We start from the raw sequence: 23,078 nt of genomic DNA, 5'->3' as shown, positions 1-23,078 counted from the left end.
GTTCACCACCTCGCCGTGTTCGCTTCGAACCCGGGTACGTACTTCCGCATGTAGGTCCCGTCGTCGCGCTTGGTCAGTCCACATCGGACGTAGTTTTCGTGCAGGCGGGCCAGCGCGTCCTCGTCGAGCGTGATCCCGAGCCCCGGTGTCGCCGGCACCGCGACGGCACCCTCGCGGAACTCCAGCACGCCCGGCTCGATGACGTCCTCGACCTTCCACGGCCAGTGCGTGTCGCACGCGTAGGTCAGGTGCGGCGTCGCCGCGGCCACCTGGACCATCGCGGCCAGGCTGATCCCGAGGTGGCTGTTGGAGTGCATCGACAGGCCGACGCCGAAGCTTTCGCACGTCACCGACAGCGACTGCGTGGCCCGCAGCCCGCCCCAGAAGTGGTGGTCGGACAGCAGGACGCCGATCGCCCGCGCCCGGAAGCCCGGTTCGACGTCGCCGAAGTTGACCACGCACATGTTGGTCGCCAGCGGCATGGACGCCTCGGCGGCCACCTGGGCCATGCCGTCGATGCCCGGCGTCGGGTCCTCCAGGTACTCCAGGACGCCGTCGAGCTCGCGAGCGACCCGGATGCCCGTTTCGACCGTCCAGGCGCCGTTCGGGTCGATCCGCAGCGGGCTCCCGGGGAACGCCTCGGCCAGCGCGCGGATGCCGTCGACCTCCTGCGCGGGCTCGTAGACGCCGCCCTTGAGCTTGATCGAGCGGAAGCCGTACTCGTCGAACATCCGCTTCGCCGACCCGACCAGCGTCTCGGGCGTGGTGATCTCGCCCCAGGAGTCCTCGCGGCCGTCGATGTGCTTGCCGTACTTGTAGAACAGGTAGGCGGAGAACTCGACGGCGTCACGCGCCTTGCCGCCGAGCAGGTCGGTCACCGGACGGCCCAGGTAGTGCCCCTGCGCGTCCAGGCAGGCGACCTCGAACAGCGAGTACACGCTCGCGACGGTCTTGCGGATCGAAAAGCCGCCGATCAGGCCGTGCGCGTCGGTCAGCACCGTGTCCGACAGCGCTTCGGCGACCAGGCGCTGCAGGCCGGGCAGGTCGAACACGTCGTGGCCGCGCAGCCGCGGCAGCACCTTGCGCACCTCGCCGAGGAAGGCGTCGTCACCGTAGGACTCGCCGAGCCCGACGATCCCGTCCTCGCACTTGACCTGGACGACGCTGCGCAGTGCGAACGGCTCGTGCACGCCCATGACGTTGAGCAGCGGCGGGTCCGCGAACGCGACCGGGGTCAGCACCACGTCGAGGATCTGCATCAGCCGAGCCCCTTCAGCGTCACGAAGCCGTCCTCCACGACCTTCTCCAGCCGGTGGACCTGTTCCGGGGTCGGTTCGACCAGCGGCGGCCGGACCGGGCCGACCTTGTCGCCGCGCAGCCGGGCGGCGGCCTTCACGAGCGAGACGGCGAACCCGGGCGTCTCGTCCCGCAACGCCACCAGCGGCAGGTAGAACCCGGTCAGCAGGGCGTCCATCACGCGTGTGTCGCCTTCGCCGAGCGCGCGGTGGAAGCGGTGCGCGATCTCCGGCGCGAAGCAGTGCACCGCCGAGGAATAGCGGGCGACGCCGATCGCGGCGTACGCCTTGGCCGAGACCTCCGCGGTCGGCAACCCGTTGAAGAACAGGAAGTTCCGCGCCCGTTCGGTGTCCAGCGACCGGATGGTGGTGACTATCCGGGTCATGCACTCGACGTCGCCGTAGCCGTCCTTCAGGCCCACGACCGACGGGATGTCCAGCAGGGCGGCCGCGGCCGGCGCGGTGAACACGCCGGTGCCTCGGTGGTAGACGATGACCGGCACGGACGAGTCGCCGACGGCGTACCGCACGAAGTCGACCAGGCCCGACGACGGCCCGGTGACCAGGTACGGCGGCAGCAGCAGGACGCCGTCCGCGCCGGCGGCCCGGGCCGCCGCGATGCCGGCCCGCGCCGACGCCGCGCCGCCCCCGGCGCCCACCCAGACCGGGACGCGGCCCTCGGCCACCTCCCGGGCCCGGGTGAGCACCGAGGTGACCTCGGCGGGCGAGAGCGAGCTGAACTCGCCGGTGCCGCACGCGACGAACAGCGCACCGGCGCCCGCCGCGATGTGGCTCTCCACGTTCTCCGCGAGCGCGTCGAGGTTGACCTCGAGGTCCTCGGTGAACGGGGTGAGGGGGAACGCCAGCAGGCCGTCCAGCTCGATCTCGTTCTGTGCCATCAGTTTCCGCTCTCTCGTCCTTTTTCGGTTCGGCCGGGTGTGGCCTGCGTCAGGCGGGCACGGTCGTGCCTTCCTGCTTGCGGTCGACGTCGTCGTCGGCGGTGTTCACGGTGTCGACGATCTCATCGGCGGCCGCGCTGCGCTCGGGAGCGAGCAGTCCGAGGCCGATGTAGAGCGCGAGCGAAACGAGGATCGGGGTGGCGACGAGCACGGTCTGGTTCGCCTTGAAGACGTAGTACACCAGCGCGTAGTCGATCAGGCCGCCCGCCCAGGAGATCAGCGCCGCGCGCGGGCCGCACTTGCGGAACCACGGCAGCATGCCCAGCAGCAGCGGGATCGAGATCGGGCCCATCAGCGCGGCGACCCAGTTGACGACGATCTGCAGCACGCCGCCGAGGTTCTGCGCCTGGGTGGCCACGAGCATGGTCAGCGCGACGAACACGACCGTGGTGATCCGGGCCGCCTTGAGGCCCTGGACGTCGGTCCACTGCCGGGCGCGGCGGAACATCGCCGGGATCATGTCGCGGGTGATCACCGCGGAGATGGCGTTGGCGTCGGAGGAGACCATCGCCATGGTGTGCGAGAAGATGCCGGCCAGCACCAGGCCGATCAGGCCCGGCGGCAGGAACGTCGTGGTCATGATCGCGTAGGACTGCGTCGGGTCCTTGATGCCGGGGATGAGCAGCGGCGCGGCGAACATCGGGAACATCAGCACCAGCGGCCACAACAGGTACAGCGCGGACGAAAGCCGCGCACCCCGCTTGGCCTCGTGGGTGTTCGGCGCGGCCATGTACCGCTGCGCCAGGTTCCACATGCCTCCGTTGTACTCCAGCGTCTTCACCAGCACGTAGACGAGCAGGAAGATGGTGGTGTACTTGGACGTCACCGGGTCGACGTGGCCTTCGGGCAGCTTGTCCCACATCGTCCAGAGCGCCGAGATGCCGCCCAGCTTGCCCAGCACCACCACGATCATCACGATCGCGGCGATGGCCTGGATGACGAACTGGCCGAAGTCGGTGAGCGCGTCGGCCCACAGGCCGCCGATGGTGCAGTAGACCAGGGTGACCGCGCCGGTGATGAGGATGCCGAGGTTGTAGTCCAGGCCGGCGAAGACGTGCAGCAGCGTCGCGACGGCGAACCACTTGGCCGCGATGTCGAAGATCTTCAGCAGGCTGCCGCTCCAGGCGAGCGCCTGCTGCGTCGGCACGTTGTACCGCTTGGCCAGGTACTCCAGCGGCGAGGCGACGCCGAGCTTCGAACGCAACCGGTTCCAGCGCGCGGCGAACAGCCAGCTGCCGATGCCCACGCCGATGCCGATGCTGGCGAAGCCCCAGAAGTACACGGTGACGCCGGTGGTGTACGCAACGCCCGCGTACGCGACGAAGAGCACGGCGCTGTAGCCGGACATGTGGTGCGAGATGCCGGCCAGCCACCACGGCATCCGGCCACCGGCGGTGAAGAAGTCCTTCACGTCGCTGATCCTCTTGTGCGACCACCAGCCGATCACGATCATCAGCGCGAAGTACGCGCAGATCATCGTCCAGTCGAGTGCGTGCACCGCAGGCTCCCTTCCGCGTCCACGTCGATGCGGTCTTGATGTTCACATCTATGAACGGAGTCTGTTATAGTGATCATGTTCATCTATAAGAACGTTGTTCGGGACGCTAATATGGCCGGAGTCACAAGTCAACGGCCGGACGGAGGAGCACAAATGCCGCAGAAGGTGGACAACCCGGCGGCAGCCGACGGTGCCCCCGCCTCGGAGTCCTCGGGCGTCAAGTCCGCACGCCGGGCCGTCGACCTCATCGAGACGTTCGCGGCGAACGACGTCTGGCTGTCCCTGTCGGACCTGCACGCGCGCACCGGCTTCCCGCGCTCGTCGCTGCACGGCCTGTTGAGGACGCTCTTGGAGGCCGGCTGGCTGGAAGCCGACACGAACACCGCCCGCTACCGCCTCGGCGTCCGCGCGCTGATCTGCGGCACGGCGTACCTGGACCGCGACGCCGTCGTCCCGTTCGCCACCGAGGCGCTGGAGCGCATCCGCGAGAAGACCGGCTTCACGGCGCACTTCGCGCGCCGCAACGGCACCGAGGTCGTCTACCTGGAGACGCGCGAGTCGCAGCGGTCGACGCACCTGGTCTCCCGCGTCGGGCGCACGCTGCCCGCGCACGCGACCGCGCTGGGCAAGGCGCTGCTGGCCGAGCTGACGCACGACGAGATCGAAGCGCTGATGCCGCCGACGCTGACCGCGCTGACCCCGAACACCATCACCACGCTCGAAGGCCTGCACGCCGAGTGCGCCGCGACGCGCGAGCGCGGGTACGCCGCCGAGGTCGAGGAAGGCACGCTGGGCGTCCGGTGCGTCGCCGCGGTGATCCCCTACCGCATCCCGGGCACCGACGCGATCAGCTGCTCGATGCCCATCGCCCAGGTGAGCGACGACGACGCCCGCCGCGTCGGCGAACTGCTCGCCGAGACCACCGCCGAGCTCGGCCAGCAGCTGCGCCGGGCCGGCATCCGTTAACCCTTCTGCGTGAGAGGAACCCCATGACGGACCAGCGCGTGCTCATCACCGGGTCGGCGGGTGTCGTCGGCACCCTGATGCGGCCCCGCTTGCGGCGCCCAGGCCGGGTGCTGCGCCTGCTCGACCTGGCCCCGCAGACGGCTTCGGACGAGTCCGAAGAGGTCGTGACGGCGTCGGTGACCGACCCGGCGGCGATGGCGGCGGCGTGCGAAGGTGTCGACGCGCTGATCCACCTGGGCGGGCACAGCCGCGAGAACTCGTGGGAGGCCACCCTCGACGTCAACATCAACGGGACGCAGACGGTCCTGGAGGCGGCGCGCGCGGCCGGGATCACCCGCGTGATCCTGGCGTCGAGCAACCACGCGGTCGGCTTCCGCAGGGTGGATTCCGACCTCCCGGCGGACTCGTCCCCCCGCCCGGACACGTACTACGGCGTCTCGAAGGCGGCGATCGAGGCGCTGGGGAGCCTGTACCACTCCCGGTTCGGCATGGACGTGATCGTGATCCGCATCGGCTCGTGCTTCGAGACACCGTTGCCGCTGGGCCCGCGCGGCTTGACGACCTGGCTGTCCCCGGACGACGGCGCGCGCCTGTTCGAGGCGTGCCTGGCGGCGCCGTCGCCGGGCTACCGCCTGATCTGGGGCGTCTCGGACAACACGCGCCGGATCTACTCGCTCGAGGAGGCGGAAGCCTTGGGCTACAAGTCGTTGGACGACGCGGAGGTGTACGCGGACCAGCTGGCGGACAAGCCGGCGCCGACCGGCCCGGCGGCCGAGTACGTCGGAGGCCCGTTCTGCACGGCACCTCTGGGAGTGTTCAACCCGCTCTGACCCCGCCTCAATGCACCAGCGCGGCCAGCACCGACGGCGCCATCGCCATCCGGCCCGTCGTGTGCTGGTACCGGCGCACGATGTCACGACACCGGGCCCGGCACCCGACCCGCCGTTCGGCCTGCAGCAGCCGGTTGCGCCGCGGCGGCGGGAACGCGGCGGCGAGGCGGGCGAGCACCTCTTCCCGGTCGGCTCCGACAGCGCGCAACACCCAGTCGGCGCCGGGATCGAGCGCGACGAGCGCCAGGGCAAGGTGTTCGACGCGGTGCCGGCGTTCCCGGCGGGCGAGCGCCAGCCGCAGGGACGCGCCGTAGGCGGCTTGGAGGTCCAGGCCGATCGGCGGCACCGCCCGGGCGCACCGCCGCCGGGCTCTCCCGGCTCCGAGTGGCAGCAGGAACTCCTTGGCGGGCGGCCGGTCCGCGAGGGCACCCGGCAGCGGCCCGAGGTCGACGCCGAGCACGGCGAGCGCTTCCCGGTCGGCGGCCGCGCCGGCGCCGTCCGGGGCCGCCCGCCGCACGGCCCGCTCGACATCCCCGAGCCCGGGCGGCGGCCCTTCGGCAAGTCCTGGCGGCGGCCCCTCGGCGAGTCCGGGCGGCCCACCTTCGGTAAGCCCCGGCGGCCGCCCTTCGGCGAGTCCCCGCGGCCCACCCTCGGCAAGTCCCGACGGCGGCCGTTCGGCGAGGCCGGGCAGCGAGCGTTCGCCGACGCCGTCGGGCGTCGGCCGTGCCCCTTCGGCGAGTGCGAGCCGCAAGTGCTCGCCGACGTCGGCGGGCCCTTCGGTGAGCGCGAGCAGCAGGTGTTCGCTGCCGACCCTCGTGTGGCCGAACTCCCGGGCCAGCTCGCACGCCCGGCTCATCGCCCGCCCCACTGCGGGGTGGTCTCCCTGGAACATCAGTCCTCCCGGCCGCGGTGCTTGCGGTGCACGGTCTGCTTGGTCACTCCGAGCCGCTCGGCGATGTCCTGCCACGACCAGCCGGCCCGCCGCGCCGCCGCCACCTGCTCGGCTTCCAGCTGCTCGGCCAGCCGCCGCAACCTTGCGACCGCGCGCAGCGCGATGTCGGGGTCGGAGCTGCGCACCGTGTGCTCGAAGTCGGTCATCAGGCTCACCGCGTCAGCATATGCTGACACCTTGACACCGTCAACATATGCTGACGGCCCGACACCTTGGTACTAGGACCTTTGCGGCTTCCCCCACCTCGGGACCGCCGCCAGGGTGACCGCATGATCTTGAAATCCCGCCGCGCCCGGAAGTGGGCGATCGTCGTGGCGAGCGTGCTGGTCGTCGTGGTCGCCGGGGCGGTCACGCTGTTCGAGGTGTCGAAGTCGCCGACCTTCCAGTTCTTCGGCACCCTCGTGGACCGCGTCGACACCACCGAGAAGGTCGTCGCCCTCACCTTCGACGACGGGCCCGATCCCGCGGGGACGAAGACGATCCTCGACACGCTGCACAGCCGTCAGGTGCCCGCGACCTTCTTCCTCATCGGCCGGGACATGGCCGCGCACCCGGACCTCGCCCGGGACATCGCCGCCGCCGGGCACGAGCTCGGCAACCACAGCTTCAGCCACGACCGGATGATCGGCGTGACGCCGTCCTGGATCGCCGACGAGGTCGAAGCCACCGACGCCCTCATCCGCGCGGCCGGGTACACCGGCGACATCCTCTTCCGGCCTCCGAACGGCAAGAAGCTCTTCGCCCTGCCGAGCTACCTGTCCGAACACCACCGCACGACGATCACCTGGGACGTGGCGCCGGATTCCGACGGCACCCCGCCCACCGCCACCGTGGAACGGGCCGTCGTCGACCAGGTCCGGCCGGGCTCGATCGTCCTGCTGCACGCCATGTACGCCTCGCGTGAGCAGACGCGCCGGGCCATCGGGCCGATCCTCGACCAGCTCAAGCAGCGCGGCTTCCGGTTCGTGACCGTGTCGCAGCTGCTGGCAGCCCGACACTGACCACCCACTCGCCGTCCCGCGGGCCGTGGGTCAGCGCTCCCCCGGCCGCCGCGGCCTGCTCGGCGAGCCCGGCCAGCCCGTAGCCGGCACCCACCCGGGACGTTCCCTTCAGCGCGTTGCGCGCGGTGATCGTCACCCGCTCCCCCGCCTCGACGTCGAACCGCAGCCGGACGCCGGGACCGTTGTGGCGCAGGGCGTTCACCGCGGTTTCGGCGATGAACCGTTCGGCGAGCTCCCGCACCGGGGGCGGCAGGGCGGGCAGCACCGGGTCGCGGTCGAGGACCAGCCCCGCGGTGCGCAGCCGGGCCAGCACCTCGGCGAGGTCGGGGGCGCGTTCGGCGTCGTCGCGCAGGTCGTCCAGGGTGCGGCGGACGAGCGTCAGCGCGCCACGGCCGGCGGCCAGCAGCGTGTCGAGGCGGGCGCGGTCGGCGTCGGTCAGGTCGCCGACCGCGCGCAGCGTCTCGGCCTGCACGAGCATGACGGCGGTGGTCTGGGCGAGCGTGTCGTGCAGCCGCCGGGCCGCGCGCTCGGCCCGGTCGGCGAGTGCCCGACGGCGTTCGGCACCCAGCAGCCAGGCCACCGCGCTGATCGTGACGACGAGGAGCGTGCCGTCGAGCGGGCCCTTCGCCGGGTACACCGCGGCGCCGGTGGCGAGCGCCGCCGCGGCCGCGAGCCACCGCTGCGGTGTGCTGTGGAGAGCGAGCAGCACCGGCACGTACATCGTGTTGCGCGGCTGTTCGAGCAGCAGGTGCCCGGCCGTCGCGAGGGTCACGACCACGAGCACGAGGGCCGGCGCGCGGCGCGACCACAGCAGCGGGACGAGCTGGGCGGTGCTGAGCCCGGCGGCGAGCCACCCCTGCTGCGGCGTCCACGCCCCGCTGGCGAAGAACACCGCGGCGACGGCCGCCGTCGTGACGAAAGACTGACGCATGGGCCGACAGTAGAGTGCGGGCATGATCCGGGTGCAGGTCGTCGACGACCACGCGCTGGTGCGTGAGGGCATCGCGCTGATCCTGGGCGCGCAGCCGGACCTCGAGGTGGTCGCGCAGTACGCGAGCGGCCCGGAGCTGCTGGCGTCGCCGGTGCCCGCCGACGTCGTCCTGCTCGACCTGTACCTGCCGGGGTTGGACGGACTCGAAGTCCTGCGCCGGCTCGGCCCCTCGGCGGCGCGGGTCCTGATGCTGACGACGGTCGGCCGGCCGCGGGAGATCCGCGAAGCCCTGAGTTCGGGTGCGGCGGGGTTCGTGCTGAAGGACGCCTCGGGCGACGAACTCGCGGCGGCCGTCCGGGCGGCCCACCAGGGCGTGACGGCCTTGAGCCCGGCGGCGGCCTCGGCGTTGAGCGGCGGCGGTGCACTGACACCGCGGGAGCGCGACGTGCTGGAGCTGCTCGGCGAGGGACTGTCCAATAAGGACATAGCGGCCCGGCTGCGACTGGCCGAACGAACGGTGAAGGTCCACGTCGGCAACGTGCTGGCCAAGCTCGGCGTGACCAGCCGCACCCAGGCGGCGCTGGTGGCCAGGGACCGCTGAGGGAAAAGTGCGGCGCCCGCCGTGGTGACCGGGACGGCGAGCCGGGCGCGCAAGCGTTTGCCGGCGACCGCCCGGTGCGCGGTGGGCAGCGGCAGGTCACCCCGTGACGTACCGGGTCAGCATCGCGACCATCTCGTCCTCCAGCCGCCGGGCGTCGACCGGGTCGGGTTCGGCCAGCAGGTCGTGGACGGCCAGCTCGACCGTCGCGATGACCAGGCGGGCCGCCGTGGCGGTGTCGGCGACGCGGACCTCGGGGTGGCCCTCCAGCAAGGCCTGGGTGTGGCCGGCCATGTCCTGCTTCACCCGGCCGATCCGCTCCAGCAGCTCGTTCGACCGCGGGGCGTGCTCCAGCAGCATGCGCAGCAGGTGGGGGTCGTCGCGGTGGGCCTCGACGGCGAGCCGGACGAAGACGCGGAAGACCTCCTCGATCGACTCGGGCAGCGGGCCGGTCAGCACCTTGGCCGCGGCCGCCGTGCCGCCGTCGAGGTGCCGGGTCAGCAGCTCGGCGAGGATCGCGTCCTTGTTCGGGAAGTACTGGTACAGCGAGCCGATCGAGATGCCGGCGCGCTCGGCGATGCGGTTGGTGGTGCCGGCGGCGTAGCCGTGGTCGCCGAAAACGTGAGCAGCCGCGGTCAGGATCCGCTGCCGGGTCAGCTCGGCGCGCACCTGCCGCGGCTGTTTACGTGGCTGGATGCGGCGCTGGTCCGACGGCACGGGATCCTCCGGGAAAGCGAGTAGTCAAGATCTGAATATTTGCTCATAATTGTGCCATGACCAGCACAAATACGCTGCCCCGCGTCTCCGCGGCCGAGGTGCGGGCCCGGCTGGGCGAGCCCGAGGCGATGATCAAGGCCAAGATCGGCGGCCACCTCGACCGGCACGCCCGCCGCTTCATCGCGCACTCGCCGTTCCTGACGCTGGCCACCGCGGACGCCGCGGGCCGTGCCGACTGCTCGCCCCGCGGCGATTACCCCGGCTTCGTCAAGGTCCTCGACGAGCACACCCTGGCGCTGCCCGACCGGCCCGGCAACAAGATCGCCGACTCCTTCCGCAACATCGCCGAGAACGACGGCGTCGGCCTGCTGTTCTTCGTCCCCGGCATGCGGGAAACGCTGCGGGTCAACGGAAGCGCGTACGTCACCGACGCCCCGGACGTCCTCGCCCGGATGCGCACCGAGGCCAAGGCACCGGAGCTGGCGATCGTCGTCGACGTCGCCGAGGTGTACTTCCACTGCGGCCGCGCGCTGATCCGCTCGCGCCTGTGGGACCCGGCGAGCCAGGCGCTCGCGGCGGAACTGCCGTCGGCGGGCGAGGTCGCCGGCGAGATGATGAACGTCGACCCGGCGCTGCTCGACCAGCTCCTCGAAGCGGGCTACCGGAAGCTGTACTGACATGCAGAAGACGATCCTGGAGCGCATCGAGCGCGTGACCGAAGACGTCGTTTCGCTGGTCCTGCGCGGCGACGAAGGCCCGTTGGCGCCGTGGGAACCGGGCGCGCACATCGACCTGGAGCTGCCGAACTGGCTGACGCGGCAGTACTCGCTGTGCGGTGACCCCGGTGACCTCTCGGCCTACCGCATCGCGGTCCGCCACGACCCGCTGAGCCGCGGCGGCTCGGAGTACGTCCACCTGTTCCTGCGACCGGGGCGGACGCTGACGGTTTCCCTGCCCCGCAACCACTTCCCGCTGCGGCCCGCGCCGGAGTACCTGTTCGTGGCGGGCGGGATCGGGATCACGCCGATCCTGCCGATGCTGCGGTCCGCCGCCGCCTCCGGTGCCGCGGTGACACTGGCGTACGCGGGCCGTCCGTTCGCCGCCGAACTCGCGTCGCGGTACGGGGACCGCGTGCGGCTCGGCCGACCCGACCTCGCGGCGCTGGCCGGGGAGTTCCCGACGGCGGAGGTGTACTGCTGTGGCCCGGCGTCGCTGGTGGACGCGGCCGAGGCGGTGTTCCCCGCGGTGCACACCGAGCGGTTCGAGCCCACCCGGCGGGCGTTCGGGCCGGACACCCCGTTCGAAGTGGGGTGCGCCCGGTCCGGGGGCACGATCCAGGTCCCGGCCGACGAGTCGCTGCTGGACGCGCTGAACCACGCCGGGCGGCCGGTGCCGTCCGCGTGCCGGGAGGGCGTCTGCGGCAGTTGTGAAGTGCGGGTCGTGAAGGGTGAGCCCGAGCACCGCGACGACATCGGCGCGGCGGCGGGCCGGATGTACCCGTGCGTGTCCCGCGCGCTGTCCCCGCGGCTCGTGCTGGACGTCTGATGTTCCCGAAGGTGCGCCGCCCCCGGACGCGGCGGATGATCACCCTGGAAGTCCGCGCGACCACCGCGCCCAGCCCGGCGTTCCGCACGATCACCCTCGGCGGTCCCGGGCTGGCGGAGTTCGAGCCGGCCGGCGACGACCAGGCGGTGCGGCTGTTCTTCCCGCGCGTGGGTCAGGATCGGCTCCGCATGCCCACGCTGGACAACGAGGGCTGGATGGCCGAACTGCTCGTGCTGCCGAAGTCCCGCCGCCCGTGGGTCCGCAACTACACGATCCGGCGGGCCCGGCCCGGCGAGATCGACATCGAGTTCGCCCTCCACGACGGCGACGCGCCCGCGGCCGACTGGGCGCGCCGGGTGCGCCCGGGCGATCCGGCCGGCGTCTTCGACCTCGGCGTCAGCTACCTGCCGCCGCCCGGGGTGTCGTGGCAGCTGCTGGCCGGGGACGAGAGCGCGCTGCCCGCGATCCTGGCGATCCTCGAGCACGCCGGGGCCGGCCTCGTGGCGGAGGTGTTCCTCGAAGTGCCCTCCCCGGCGGACGTGCGGGAGATCGAGGCACCGCCCGGGGTGCGGGTGCACTGGCTGCCCCGCCCGGGGCCCGGCCGGCGTCCGGGCGCGCTGGCCCTGGCGACGATCCGGGACGCCGTCCTGCCGTCCGGGCCCGCCTACGCGTGGGTCGCCGGGGAGGCCGCGCTGGCCACGGGCGTGCGCCGCCACCTGGTGCGCGACCGCGGCTGGCCGAAGGCGGACATCGCGTTCCTCGGCTACTGGCGCCACGGCCGCGCGGCGCCCGGCTGAGCCAGCGGCCACGCGACGACGTAGCAAGCCACCGCCACGAGCCCGCCCCGGACCGCGCCGATCAGCAGGCAGCGCACCCAGTCGTAGCCGCTGACCTCGCTCACCGGGTCCGTCAACCCGAGCAGCGCTCCCACCACCAGCCCCGCACCGAGTCCGGCCGCCACCACCCACCGGCCGGTGCGGGGCAACGCCGGCCATGCCCGCGAACCCCGCGGGACCCGGCGGTACCAGCGCACGACCAGCACCGCGAGCAGGAGCAACCCGCCGGCGGACGACACGTACCCGATGACGTTGTACAGGCGGTGCGGGCCGACGACGGAGACCCGCAGCCCCTTCCAGTGCCGCACGGCGAAGCCGTCGGTGTGGGTGAACGCGTCCCAGAACAGGTGGGTGGCCGCCCCCGCGACGACCGAGACCACCGCGCCGAGCCACGGGACCCGGCCGGGGCGCGGCACCCGCTCCCGCCAGCCGGCCGGCCCGAACGCCAGGGCCGGCGCGAGGACGGCGTATCCCACCGCCACGAGCACCAGCCCGAGCAGCAGGTCCACGCTCACCAGCCCCACCGGCTCGTGGGTCAGCTCCCCGCCGGGGAGCGGCACGTAGTACGCGACGTCGGGCGCGAGCGAACCCGCGACCAGGCCGGGCCGCCAGAGCCACCGGGCCAGCGGCACCACCGCGGCCGGGTGCGCGAACGTGAACGGCAACGGACTCCCCCGGGGTCGGCTTGACCGGCCGCCCAGCTCAGGGCGGGTACCATCGCGGCGAGGAGGCAGCGTGGGCGAACTCGGGCTGGCCGACACGAACGGCATCCTCGCGCTGCCCTGGGTCCGCCCGGACCGGACCAGTGCCGGCCTCGGCTGGGACCGGGTCTACGTCTCCCGGCAGCGGGAACGCCCGTACCGCGCCGAGTTCGGGGCCGCCGGCAGCCACCAGCTGATCCTGCACCTCGACGGCCCCGTGACCGTCCGGCGCGCGGTCGGGACCGCGCGCGAGCAGAGCCGGCGGATGCCCGCCGGCGGGCTCTTCCTGCAGCCGTCGCACGCCGAGCTGTCCGTCGAGCTGGGCGGGGCGCTCGACACCGTGCACGTTTACCTCGCCGACGTCGCCGTCCAAGAGGCCGCCGGGGAGACCGTGCAGCTCGCCGAGGAGCTCGGCAGCCACGATCCGCTGCTCGAACAGCTGGTGCTCAGCCTCGATGGCGTCGTCCGCGACTGGGAGCCGGGTGCCCGGACCTACGCCGACCAGCTCGGCGCGCTCGTCGCCGCCCAGCTCGTGCGCCACCACCGCGCCGGGCACGTCCCGGAGCCCGAGCCGGCCCGCGGCCTGTCCGACCGCCAGTTCGCGGCGGTCCGCGACCTGATGGCCGAACGGCTGGCCGAGCCGGTGCCGCTGGCCGACCTGGCCGACCTCGCCGGGCTGAGCGTCAGCCAGTTCTCCCGCCGGTTCAAGGCCCGCACCGGCCTGCCCCCGCACCGCTACCTGCTGCGGCTGCGCGTCGAGCGGGCCGGGCTGCTGCTGCGCACGGGCGACGACCCGATCGCCGAGATCGCCGTCCGCTGCGGGTTCTCGCACCAGGAGCACCTCACCCGGGTGCTGCGCGCTCAGCTCGGCACCACACCGGCCGCTCTGCGCCGCCTCGGCTGACACACGCGCGTTTCGTGCCGTCGAGCAGCACGAACGTGCAGGACCGGGCCTCGTTCGCGGCCGGATACTGCCTCGCATGACCTCGTTCAGCTACGCCGCGAACCCCGTCCGGGTGGTCTTCGGCTCGCTCGGCACGCTCGGCGCGGAGGCCGACCGGCTCGGGCTCGGCCGGGTCCTGCTGATCGGCCGCCCGCGCCACGGCGACCGGGCCGCCGAGGCGCTCGGCCCCCGGCTGGCCGCGCGCTTCGAAGACGCCACCGAGCACACGCCCGTCGACGTCACCGAGCGCGCGCTCAAGGTCGTCGCCGAGCACGACGTCGACGGGGTCGTCGCGATCGGCGGCGGCTCGGCGACCGGGCTGGCCAAGGCTCTCGCCCTGCGGACCGGCCTGCCGCAGCTGATCGTCCCGACGACGTACGCGGGTTCCGAACTGACCGCCGTCCTCGGCGAGACCGCCGACGGGCGCAAGACCACGCACCGGAACCCGGCGGTCCGGCCGGCGATCGTCCTCTACGACGTCTCGCTCACGCTGTCGCTGCCGGTCCCCGTGTCGGCGGCGAGCGGGCTGAACGCGCTCGCCCATGCCGTCGAGGCGCGGTACGCCCCGGACGCCAACCCGATGACCGACCTGCTCGCCGCCGAAGCGATCCGGCTGCTCACCGGCGCCCTGCCGCGGATCGCCGCCGATCCGTCCGATGTGGACGCCCGGACCGACGCGCTCCGCGGCGCCTGGCTCGCGGGGACGTGCCTCGACGCGGTGCGGATGGGCCTGCACCACCGGCTCTGCCACCACCTCGGCGGCAAGTTCGGGCTGCCGCACGCCGAAACCCACGCCGTCCTCCTCCCGTACGTCATGGCGCACCAAAGGCTCGACGACGCCGCGGAGGTGTTCGACCTGGCCGCGTCGCTCCCGATCCCGCGCTCGCTGGCCGAGCTGGGCCTCACCGAAGCCGACCTCGACGGCGAACCGGAAGCGGACCTGCTGCGTCAGGCGCTGCACGGCACCCGGCCGGCCACGCGCCCGAGCCTCAAGGCGCTCACGAAGCAGGTCGTCGACAGCTTCGCCGGCGCGCCGGACCGCGTGCGCCTGCTGCTGAGCGACCTGGTCGAGACGCTGCACGGCTACGCGATCCGCACCGACCTCACCCAGGACGAGTGGGAGTACGCGATCGGCTTCCTGACCCGGGCCGGGCACATCACCACCGACACGCGGCAGGAGTTCATCCTGCTGTCGGACACCCTGGGCGTGTCGAGCGTCGTCGACGTCCTGACCAACTCGCGTACACCCGACACGACGCCGTCGGCCGTCCTCGGCCCGTTCTACGTCGACGGTCCGCCGGAGACACCGCAGGGCACCGATCTGGCCGCGGGCCTGCCCGGTACGCCCCTGGCCGCGGACATCCGCGTGGTCGACACGGCGGACACCCCGGTCCCGGACGCGATCGTCGACGTCTGGCAGTCCAATGAGGACGGTTTCTACGACGTCCAGCTGCCCGACGTCGACGGTCCGGTGCTGCGCGCCCGCTTCCGCACCGACGCCGACGGGCGGCTGCGCTTCCGGACGATCGTCCCCAGCGCGTACCCGATCCCGGCCGACGGCCCGGTCGGGCAGCTGCTGGACGCCGTCGGGCGGCACCCCTACCGGGCGCCGCACGTGCACTTCATGATCGCCAAAACCGGCTACCGCACGCTGATCACGCAGCTGTTCGTCGCCGGCGGGGAGTACCTCGACTCGGACACCGTGTTCGGCGTCAAGGACGGCCTGATCGTCGACTTCACCGACGGGCTCGACTTCACCTTCCGGATTTCAGGGAGCAGCGCATGACCTACGACACCGACGTCATCGTGGTCGGCAGCGGCCCGGCCGGCGGCTCCGCGGCGCTGCTGCTCGCCACCTACGGCGTGCCGGCCGTGCTGGCGACCAAGTACGGCTGGACGGCCAACACCCCGCGCGCCCACATCACCAACCAGCGGACCATGGAGGTGCTGCGCGACCTCGGCGTCGAGGACAAGGCCCTGGCCGCCGGGACACCGCCGGAGCTGATGGGCGACACCGTGCTCTGCACGTCGCTGACCGGGCCGGAGATCGGCCGGATCGCCAGCTGGGGCACCGGCGACCGGTCGTCGTCGGAGTACGCGGCGGCGAGCCCGTGCCACATGATCGACCTGCCGCAGACCTACCTGGAGCCGATCCTGGTCAGCGAGGCCGCCGCGCGGGGCACGAAACTGCGGCTGGACACCGAGTTCCTGTCGTTCGCCCAGGACGATTCCGGGGTCGATGTGCGGTTCCGCGACCGCGTGCGCGGCGACGAGTTCACCCTGCGCGCCAAGTACCTCATCGGCGCGGACGGCGCCCGCAGCCGCGTCGCCGAACAAGCCGGCCTGCCGATCGCCGGGCAGACGGGCAAGGCGGGCAGCATGAACATCACGTTCACCGCCGACCTCGCGCGGTACGTGGCGCACCGGCCGAGCGTGCTGTACTGGGTGATGCGGCCGGGCGCGCACCTCGGCGGGATCGGGATGGGCCTGGTCCGGATGGTGCGGCCGTGGAACGAGTGGCTGCTGACCTGGGGCTACGACATCGCCCAGCCACCGCCCGAGGTCGACGCCGAGGAAGCGACGCGGCTGGTGCGGGACCTCGTCGGGGACCCGGCGCTGGACGTCGAGATCACCTCGACGTCGTTGTGGACGGTCAACCACAACTACGCGACCGAGTACCGCAGCGGCCGGGTGTTCTGCGCCGGGGACGCCGTGCACCGGCACCCGCCGTCGAACGGGCTGGGGTCGAACACGTCCGTCCAGGACTCCTACAACCTGGCGTGGAAGCTCGCGATGGTGCTGCGCGGCGAGGCGGGCGAGGGCCTGCTGGACAGCTACACGGCCGAGCGGGCGCCGGTCGGCAAGCAGATCGTCGACCGGGCGAACCTCAGCCGCGACCAGTTCGGGCCGATCTTCGCCGCGCTGGGGATCTCCGGCGACACCGACGCCGACGGCATCTCGGCCGGGCTCGAGACCTGCCTCGCGCCCACGGCCGAGGGGGCACGCAAGCGGCATGAGCTGGAGCAGGCGATCGAGCTGAAGCACTACGAGTTCAACGCGCACGGCGTCGAGCTGGATCAGCGGTACGTCTCCGGGGCGGTGCTGCCCGACGGCGTCCCGGCTCCGGTTTCCGATGGCGACCCCGAGCTGTTCCACCGGCCGAGCACCGAGCCGGGCGCGAAGCTGCCGCACGCGTGGCTGGTCGGCCCGCACGGCCGTCGTGTGTCCACTTTGGACCTCGTGGGCGGCGGCCGCTGGACGCTCCTGACCGGCCTCACCGGCACCCCGTGGCGCGACGCGGCAGCCAAGGTGGGCGCCGAGCTGGGCCTGGACCTGCGGACGGTCCGCATCGGCGACCCGGACGTCCGCGACGCCTACGGCGACTGGTCCCGCCTCCGCGGCATCGACGAGGCCGGTTGCCTCCTCATCCGCCCCGACGGCTACGTCGCCTTCCGCCACCCCACGCCGTCCCCCACCCCCGCCGAGACCCTCCTCCAGAACCTCCGCCACCTCCTGGCCCGTGATTGAACCCGGAACTCACGTGATTGAGCACGGAACTCACGTGATTGAAGCCGGAACTCGCGAGTTACGGTCCCAATCACGCGAGTTCCGGCTCTGATCACGCCAGATACGGCTCGGATCACGCGAGTTACGAGGTGGCGGTGACCTTGGTGAGGGTTACGGGGGTCTTCGGCGGGCCGCTGCCGTCGCCGATGCCGGGTTTTGCCGGGTCGATTCCGGCTCGGGCGATCGCGTCGAGGGTTTCCAGGCCGGCGTCGTCGATGCTGCCGAAGACGGTGTACTCCGGCGGGATGTCGATGTCGCCGAAGACCAGGAAAAACTGGGAGCCGCCGGAGTCCGGGGCCGTGGTCTTCGCCATCGCGAGGACGCCGCGGCCGTACGTCAGGCCGGGGAACAGCTCGTCGCGGATCGTGTAGCCCGGGCCGCCGGTGCCGTCGCCCACCGGGTCGCCGCACTGCAGCATCTGCAACCCGGTGACGACCGACAGGCGGTGGCACGACGTGCCATCGTAGAAACCCTGCCGGGCCAGGCTCAGGAAGTTGACCACCGTGCACGGCGCCAGCGCGCGGTCCAGCGTCAGCCCGATGTCGCCCGCGGTCGTCGCCAGCCGCACGCCGACCGTGCCCGACGACGGCGCCGGGCCGTCGGGCGGCAGCGCCACCTTCTTCGGGGCCGGCGAGCCGGTGTCCGGGGTGAACGCGCAGGTCACCGGGTCGGCCAGCGGCTTGCTCCGCTTCGGCATCGGCGCCCGGCCGCCGGGGATCGCGCCCGGCGTCCCGGGCGCGGCCGCCGAAGTCGACGGCGACGGTGCCGTGGTCCGGAACGCGCCGCCGGCCTGGCCGTCCGGCTCGCGCAGGAACCCCGGGTAGCCCCAGGCCAGGAAGGCCAGCGCCATCACCACGACGATCACGACCGACCCGGTGATCACCACGATCGCCAACGTCGACGACCGCTTCGGCGGGACCGGGGACGGCCACGGCGAATACGGGTACGGCGGCCCGGGTCTGCCGTCCGGCTCGCTCATCCACGCTCCCCTCGTCGGAGAGCACACCCTACTGCCGTCGGGACCGGGCGAAAACGGCGATCAGGGCAGGCCCCACGGCGCGCTCGGCCCGCCCGGCGCCACCGGCCGGACGCCGAAGTCCGGGCGATCCCCCTTCCGGTACACGAACGCGTCCTCACCGCGCCCGAGCTCGACCTGGACGTCCCCGCCGGCCAGCCGCCGCCAGCGGCGCGCCCGGCCGCGCGCGTCGGTCACCGCGAGCTCGCCGTCGATGCCCGGCCGCAGCACGCACGGCGCCCCGGCCTCGCTGTGCACCTTCAGCCAGCGCGTCTTCCCGCCGGTGCGGGACGCGCTGAGCAGGAACGCGCCTTCGGTGCGGAAGTCCCGCAAAGCGACGTCGCCCCAGGCCGCCGGTACCGCCGGGAACAGCCGCAGCACGCCACCCCAGCTCTGCACCAGCATGTCCTGCAGGGACTTCGCCGCCGACAGCGGCGTCTCGATGACCGGCCCGGACTCCTGGTACATCGTGTTCGGCTGGATGTACCGCCGCTGCAGCTCGCCGAGGTAGAACGCGGCCTGCTCGCCGCGCAGCATCTGCGCCGAGATCGACGCCGCCCCGGTGAACGTGTAGCCCTGCAGCGCGCCCTCGAAGCCGACCCAGTGGTTCAGCGACGTCTCGATGATCGCCCGGTGCTCCGGCTGCTCCCAGGTGACGTCGTAGAGCGGGTAGATCTGCAGCAGGTGCGAGTAGTGCCGGTGCGACTTCGCGAACGGCACCCCGGCGCCGATCATGTAGCCGTTGGCGTCGGCCGGGTAGTCGACGAGGTTCGCCAGCACGTTCCGCCAGCGCGGCGCCAGCGGATCGCCCGGTGCGTGTTGCAGGAGCGTCTTGCAGCCCCAGCGGATCAGCGAGAGGTCGTAGTTGCAGTCGGGGGCGTTGACACCGTACTCGGGCGAGAACGTCGGCGGCAGGTGGAGCCGGCCGTCCGGCCCGAGCGCGAGGAAGTGCAGGTAGTAGTTGATCGCCTTGCGCAGCAACGGGATCAGCGTGCCCCGGAGCAGGACGTGATCGAGAGTGTGCCGGTAGGACAGCCAGACGTTGTGCAGCGCCCAGGTCAGGTTGCCGACCTCCGGCGTCGGCGTGTCCTGCCCCGGGATCCCGACCGGGAACCCGCTGGTCGCGTTCGAGACGCCGTTGAGCAGCGTCATGTCGGTCGTCCGCGGGATCCCGGCCGAGTCGGCCTGGTACGGAGAAGCGACCTGCGAAGTCAGGTTGGCCCGGTACTTGTCCAGGGCGTAACTGACGGCGTCGAGCTCCAGGTGGTTGGAGCCGTGGATCAGCCAGTACTCGAGCTGGACGTTGAGGTTCCACCACGTCGCCGGCCACGGCGTGTTCTCCAGCCACGGCCCGGACGTCGCCATCACCGGCGCCTCGCGCCGCGCCGCCGATGCCACCTTGTACAGCTGGATCCAGTAGAAGCTCTGGAGCCGGGTGTCCGGAATGGACAGGAAGCTCTGCCGGTAGTAGTCGTGCCACCAGCGCCGGTGGTCCTGGGTCAGCGCGGCGAACGGAAGCGCCCGGCGGATCGTGCCCAGCGCCCGCGCGGCCGACGTCTTTCCGGGGTGCGACCAGGCCACCGACGTGTACAGCGTGCGGGCGCCGCCGCGCGTGACCTCCCGCCAGGCCGTCACGTGCTCGCCGCCGGCCAGCAGCGGCTGGACGGCCAGCCGCGCGTCACCGCTGCCCGACATTTGCACCGGCGGGTTCGCGGTGTACCCGGCCGGCGGCGGCTTGTTCCACACCGGATCGGCCCGCGGGCTGACCGCGACCGCCGGGTGGAACACCCACTTGAACCCGCGCTCCCCCTCGGACGGGCGGATCTCGACGGCCAGCAAAGACTGTCCGGTGTGGACGATCGCCCGCAGGCTCAGACTGCCCGCGGACGTCGTGATCGTCCCGGTCAGCTCGGCGTTCCACAGGTCCATCCGCCAGTCGATCGCGGTGATCGCGCCGGCCGGTTCGAGCGTGAAGTACCCGATCGGGAGCCGGGCCAGGCCGAACAGCGAGCCGAACTCCGGGCGGTGGTCCTGCACCTGGCTGTGCTGGACGTTGAACCGGATCGCGTTCTGCCCGGGCTCCGCGTAGATACCCGAGCCGAGATAGCCGTTGCCCAGGAACGGGCCCTCGTACCAGGTCTTCGGCAGCCGCCGCCAGTACAGGTCCGCGGTGCCGAGGAACCCGGCCCAGCCGAAGTCGTCGCCACCGGGTGCCGCGGCGGCGAAACCCGGCGTCAAGCCGGCGGCGGCGATCCCGGCGAGCGCACCACCGAGCACCGTCCTGCGGGTGATGTCCATTCGACCTCCTCGTCGAAGAGCGGTTCAGCTCGGCAGGCCCCACGCGGGTGCGGGGCCGAGCGCGGGGACGTCCCGCGGCCCGGAGTCCGGCCGCCGGCCCCGCGGGGTGACGACGGCGGTGCCGCCGCGGCGCAGCCCGATCGCGATCCGCCCCGGCCCGGCCGCGCGCCACGGCAGCCGGCGCCCGTGCTCGTCGCGGACGTCGACGTCCCCGGCGACGCCGTGCTGCAGCACCAGGGGCTCGCCGGCTTCGCTGTGCACGCGGACGAATTCGGTCGTGCCGTCGCGGCGGGAGGCGTCCACGAGGAACGCGCCTTCCGCGCGCAGGCCGGCGATCGAGGCGTCCCGCCAGGTCGCCGACACCGACGGGAAGACCTTGAGCACCCCGCCGGAGCCCTGCATCAGCATGTCCACCACGGACTGCGCGGCGGTGATCGGGCTTTCGATCGCGAAGTTGGAGCCCTCGCGGTACATCGTGTTCGCGGTCAGCTCGGTGTCGGCGACGACGTTCCGGTCGAGGAAGAACTTCAAGTACCGCAAGGCTTCCTCGGGCGCGTCCATCACCGAATTCATCGACGACGCGGCCGCGTAGCTGTAGCCGTGCCAGGCGGATTGGTCGGCGGCCCAGTGGGTGAACGTGCGGGTCATGAGGTCGCGGTCACCGAGACGGTCCCAGACCTTCTCGCGCAGCGGGTATAGCCACAGCAGGTGCGAGAAGTGCCGGTGCGACGCGGCCAGGGGGACGCCGTCCCCGATCAGCACACCGTCGGCCGGATCTTCGTGGTACGGCACGAGCTTGGCGCCGATCTCCCGCCAGATCGGCACGCGCGGCTCGTCGAGGCACAGGATCCGGGCGGTGTCGACGAGTGTGCGGGCCGCCCAGCGGATGAGCGACAGGTCGTAGGTGCAGTCGGGCGCGTCGGCGTACTCCGGGGAGCGGGTCAGCGGCAGGTGCAGCGCCCCGTCCGGGCCGGTGACCAGGAAGTGGCGGTAGAAGTTCAGCGCCTTGGCCAGCGTCGGGTACAGGACGTCGCGCAGCACGCCCTTGTCCATGTGGTGCCGGTAGGCCAGCCAGACGTTGTGCAGGCCCCACAGCAGGTTCCCGGTCTGGTCGGTCTTGGACGTCGTCCCGGGGACGCCCACCGAGCGCGTGCCGCCGGGCCGCAGCCGCCAGTCGCCGGGGTGCGAGAGGGCGTAGGTGTCGCCGTCGCGGTACGCGGGCGGGACGGACACCTCGAGGTTCGCGTGGTCGCGCCGGAAGGTCTCGGTGACGGCGTCGAGTTCGGGGTGGTTGGTGCTGTTGACGATCGGGTAGGTGACCTGGACGTTGAGGTTCCACCAGACGGCGGTCCAGCTGTTGCCGACCTCGGGGAACCACGGCCCCCACTCGGAGACGACCGGCCCGCCGGCCCGGGTGGCGGCGGCGATCTTGTACAGCTGGATCCAGTAGAACCGCTGCACCTGCTTGTCCGGCACCGAAACGAAGCTGCGCCGGTGGTAGTCGTTCCACCAGCGGCGGTGGCGGGCGAGCAACGCGTCCGGGCGGGCGGCAAGCGCTTTCTGCACGGCGTTGCGCGCGTCCGCGGTGTGCGTGGTGCCCGGGAAGCTGTAGGCGACAGTGGCGGCGAGGAGCCGTTTCGTGCCGATCGCGCGTTCCTGCCATGCGGTGGTGTACCCGCCCCCGGCGAGCAGGGGCTGCGCGCAGAAGCCGGCACCGAGCTCGGGCGCGGGGTTGGCGACGTACTCGGGCGGCTTGCGGACGGTCCGGGTGGTGGCGGATTCGAGCGGTTGGAACGCCCAGGCGGCCGCGGCTTCCCCGGCGCTCGGCGTCAGCGAGACGAGCAGCACGCCGAGGTCGTTGTGCACGACGGCGGAGAAGGCGACCGAGCCCTGAGTGGTGGTGATGGTGCCGCCGAGCTCGGCGTTGTAGAGGTCGAGCGTCCAGTCGACGGCGGTGATCGCGCCGGCGAGGGTGAGCGTGAGGTACCCGATGGGCAGGCGGGACAGCCCGATGCCGGCTTCCCACTGGCTGCGCTGGTCCTGCACCTGGGTGTGGCTCAGCATGAACTTGAGGACCTGCGGGCTCTTGCCGGCGTAGACCTGGACGCCGAGCGAGCCGTTGGCGAGGAACGGGCCTTCCTGCCAGTTCCTCGGCAGCCGCCGCCAGACCATCCGCGCATCCCGGGCGACGTCCCGGTACGGGTCGCCGCCGGCGAGCGCGGGCGGGGCCGCGCGAGCCCACAGCCCCCCGAAAGCGGCCGCCCCGGCGAGGACCGAGGCCGACCGGAGCACCGTCCGCCTGGACACAGAGTCCATGAAGCACCCTCCGAATTCATACTATGTTTCGGCGAGATCAAGCGGCGGCGTGCGGCCATACTTGCAGAGGGGTGCCCAAAACGCCAGAGGAGTTCACCCGGAAAGCGGCA

21 protein-coding genes are annotated in these 23,078 nt (G+C 72.3%); 10 read left to right on the top strand and 11 right to left on the bottom strand.

What is annotated here, in order from left to right; all coding sequences use genetic code 11:
* Positions 1 to 2: 2 nt before the first annotated feature.
* Genes ACWEF6_RS27620 through ACWEF6_RS27610 form a run of 3 tightly spaced genes read right to left on the bottom strand, consistent with a single transcriptional unit; the run spans position 3 to position 3,752 of the window.
* Positions 3 to 1,259 carry a glucarate dehydratase family protein gene (locus ACWEF6_RS27620; protein ID WP_449685589.1) on the bottom strand — a complete coding sequence of 419 codons (1,257 nt, stop codon included), beginning with the start codon at positions 1,257 to 1,259 and terminating at the stop codon, positions 3 to 5.
* A complete protein-coding gene (locus ACWEF6_RS27615) occupies positions 1,259 to 2,194 on the bottom strand; it encodes a 5-dehydro-4-deoxyglucarate dehydratase (protein ID WP_449685588.1) in 936 nt (311 codons plus the stop codon). Before ACWEF6_RS27615 ends, ACWEF6_RS27620 begins: the two co-directional genes overlap by 1 nt.
* Before the next feature lie 49 nt (positions 2,195 to 2,243).
* Positions 2,244 to 3,752 carry a sodium:solute symporter family protein gene (locus ACWEF6_RS27610; RefSeq protein WP_449685587.1) on the bottom strand — a complete coding sequence of 503 codons (1,509 nt, stop codon included), beginning with the start codon at positions 3,750 to 3,752 and terminating at the stop codon, positions 2,244 to 2,246.
* Positions 3,753 to 3,905: 153 nt separating this feature from the next.
* Here ACWEF6_RS27610 and ACWEF6_RS27605 point away from each other — a divergent pair, with 153 nt between their 5' ends.
* Both ACWEF6_RS27605 and ACWEF6_RS27600 read left to right on the top strand, forming a co-directional pair.
* The gene (locus ACWEF6_RS27605; RefSeq protein ID WP_449685586.1) at positions 3,906 to 4,718 is read left to right on the top strand and encodes an IclR family transcriptional regulator; all 813 of its coding nucleotides are present in this window, start codon (positions 3,906 to 3,908) and stop codon (positions 4,716 to 4,718) included.
* 23 nt (positions 4,719 to 4,741) lie between these two features.
* Positions 4,742 to 5,548, top strand: a complete 807-nt coding sequence (locus tag ACWEF6_RS27600; protein WP_449685585.1) for an NAD-dependent epimerase/dehydratase family protein — start codon at positions 4,742 to 4,744, stop codon at positions 5,546 to 5,548.
* Between the two features lie 7 nt (positions 5,549 to 5,555).
* Here the strand turns inward: ACWEF6_RS27600 and ACWEF6_RS27595 are convergent, their stop codons facing one another.
* Both ACWEF6_RS27595 and ACWEF6_RS27590 read right to left on the bottom strand, forming a co-directional pair.
* On the bottom strand, positions 5,556 to 6,440 hold the full coding sequence (locus ACWEF6_RS27595) for a Clp protease N-terminal domain-containing protein (RefSeq protein WP_449685584.1): 885 nt from the start codon (positions 6,438 to 6,440) through the stop codon (positions 5,556 to 5,558).
* A complete protein-coding gene (locus ACWEF6_RS27590) occupies positions 6,440 to 6,646 on the bottom strand; it encodes a helix-turn-helix domain-containing protein (RefSeq protein ID WP_449685613.1) in 207 nt (68 codons plus the stop codon). Before ACWEF6_RS27590 ends, ACWEF6_RS27595 begins: the two co-directional genes overlap by 1 nt.
* Positions 6,647 to 6,769: 123 nt before the next feature.
* On the opposite strand from ACWEF6_RS27590, the gene ACWEF6_RS27585 reads away from it, so the two are divergent.
* A complete protein-coding gene (locus tag ACWEF6_RS27585) occupies positions 6,770 to 7,501 on the top strand; it encodes a polysaccharide deacetylase family protein (protein ID WP_449685583.1) in 732 nt (243 codons plus the stop codon).
* Here the strand turns inward: ACWEF6_RS27585 and ACWEF6_RS27580 are convergent.
* The gene (locus ACWEF6_RS27580; RefSeq protein WP_449685582.1) at positions 7,443 to 8,432 is read right to left on the bottom strand and encodes a histidine kinase; all 990 of its coding nucleotides are present in this window, start codon (positions 8,430 to 8,432) and stop codon (positions 7,443 to 7,445) included. The two genes, ACWEF6_RS27585 and ACWEF6_RS27580, sit on opposite strands and share 59 nt — an antisense overlap.
* A gap of 22 nt (positions 8,433 to 8,454) precedes the next feature.
* Here ACWEF6_RS27580 and ACWEF6_RS27575 point away from each other — a divergent pair, with 22 nt between their 5' ends.
* Positions 8,455 to 9,033 carry a LuxR C-terminal-related transcriptional regulator gene (locus ACWEF6_RS27575; protein ID WP_449685581.1) on the top strand — a complete coding sequence of 193 codons (579 nt, stop codon included), beginning with the start codon at positions 8,455 to 8,457 and terminating at the stop codon, positions 9,031 to 9,033.
* Between the two features lie 96 nt (positions 9,034 to 9,129).
* On the opposite strand, the gene ACWEF6_RS27570 is transcribed toward ACWEF6_RS27575, so the two are convergent.
* Complete coding sequence (locus ACWEF6_RS27570) at positions 9,130 to 9,747, bottom strand: TetR/AcrR family transcriptional regulator (RefSeq protein WP_449685580.1); 618 nt, start codon at positions 9,745 to 9,747, stop codon at positions 9,130 to 9,132.
* A 56-nt stretch (positions 9,748 to 9,803) separates the two neighbouring features.
* On the opposite strand from ACWEF6_RS27570, the gene ACWEF6_RS27565 reads away from it, so the two are divergent.
* Genes ACWEF6_RS27565 through ACWEF6_RS27555 form a run of 3 tightly spaced genes read left to right on the top strand, consistent with a single transcriptional unit; the run spans position 9,804 to position 12,089 of the window.
* Positions 9,804 to 10,424, top strand: a complete 621-nt coding sequence (locus tag ACWEF6_RS27565; protein ID WP_449685579.1) for an MSMEG_1061 family FMN-dependent PPOX-type flavoprotein — start codon at positions 9,804 to 9,806, stop codon at positions 10,422 to 10,424.
* 1 nt (position 10,425) lies between these two features.
* Positions 10,426 to 11,292, top strand: a complete 867-nt coding sequence (locus tag ACWEF6_RS27560; RefSeq protein WP_449685578.1) for a PDR/VanB family oxidoreductase — start codon at positions 10,426 to 10,428, stop codon at positions 11,290 to 11,292.
* On the top strand, positions 11,292 to 12,089 hold the full coding sequence (locus tag ACWEF6_RS27555) for a siderophore-interacting protein (protein ID WP_449685577.1): 798 nt from the start codon (positions 11,292 to 11,294) through the stop codon (positions 12,087 to 12,089). The genes ACWEF6_RS27560 and ACWEF6_RS27555 overlap by 1 nt, the downstream gene beginning before the upstream one ends.
* Here the strand turns inward: ACWEF6_RS27555 and ACWEF6_RS27550 are convergent.
* Complete coding sequence (locus ACWEF6_RS27550; protein WP_449685576.1) at positions 12,056 to 12,793, bottom strand: DUF4184 family protein; 738 nt, start codon at positions 12,791 to 12,793, stop codon at positions 12,056 to 12,058. The genes ACWEF6_RS27555 and ACWEF6_RS27550 overlap by 34 nt on opposite strands.
* Before the next feature lie 70 nt (positions 12,794 to 12,863).
* Between ACWEF6_RS27550 and ACWEF6_RS27545 the strand changes: the two genes are divergently transcribed.
* From ACWEF6_RS27545 to ACWEF6_RS27535, 3 genes are all read left to right on the top strand, one after another.
* Positions 12,864 to 13,733 (top strand): helix-turn-helix domain-containing protein, encoded by an 870-nt coding sequence (locus ACWEF6_RS27545; protein ID WP_449685575.1) that lies wholly within the window; start codon positions 12,864 to 12,866, stop codon positions 13,731 to 13,733.
* Positions 13,734 to 13,809: 76 nt separating this feature from the next.
* Positions 13,810 to 15,558, top strand: coding sequence for a maleylacetate reductase and hydroxyquinol 1,2-dioxygenase domain-containing protein (locus tag ACWEF6_RS27540; protein ID WP_449685574.1), 1,749 nt, complete (start codon positions 13,810 to 13,812; stop codon positions 15,556 to 15,558).
* Entirely contained in the window at positions 15,555 to 17,300 is a 1,746-nt protein-coding gene (locus ACWEF6_RS27535) for an FAD-dependent monooxygenase (RefSeq protein WP_449685573.1), read from the top strand. Before ACWEF6_RS27540 ends, ACWEF6_RS27535 begins: the two co-directional genes overlap by 4 nt.
* Positions 17,301 to 17,421: 121 nt before the next feature.
* Here ACWEF6_RS27535 and ACWEF6_RS27530 read toward each other — a convergent pair whose 3' ends face one another.
* The 3 genes from ACWEF6_RS27530 to ACWEF6_RS27520 are packed head-to-tail and all read right to left on the bottom strand — an operon-like array spanning position 17,422 to position 22,968.
* On the bottom strand, positions 17,422 to 18,318 hold the full coding sequence (locus ACWEF6_RS27530; RefSeq protein WP_449685572.1) for a peptidylprolyl isomerase: 897 nt from the start codon (positions 18,316 to 18,318) through the stop codon (positions 17,422 to 17,424).
* A gap of 60 nt (positions 18,319 to 18,378) precedes the next feature.
* Positions 18,379 to 20,652: a glycosyl hydrolase family 95 catalytic domain-containing protein gene (locus ACWEF6_RS27525; RefSeq protein ID WP_449685571.1), complete on the bottom strand. Its 2,274-nt coding sequence runs from the start codon at positions 20,650 to 20,652 to the stop codon at positions 18,379 to 18,381.
* A 24-nt stretch (positions 20,653 to 20,676) separates the two neighbouring features.
* Complete coding sequence (locus ACWEF6_RS27520) at positions 20,677 to 22,968, bottom strand: glycosyl hydrolase family 95 catalytic domain-containing protein (protein WP_449685570.1); 2,292 nt, start codon at positions 22,966 to 22,968, stop codon at positions 20,677 to 20,679.
* Between the last annotated feature and the right edge of the window lie 110 nt (positions 22,969 to 23,078).

Source organism: Amycolatopsis sp. NPDC004772, from assembly GCF_053601215.1.
The sequence above is the reverse complement of the archived record's forward strand: the minus strand, read 5'-3'. Positions and strand labels throughout refer to the sequence as shown.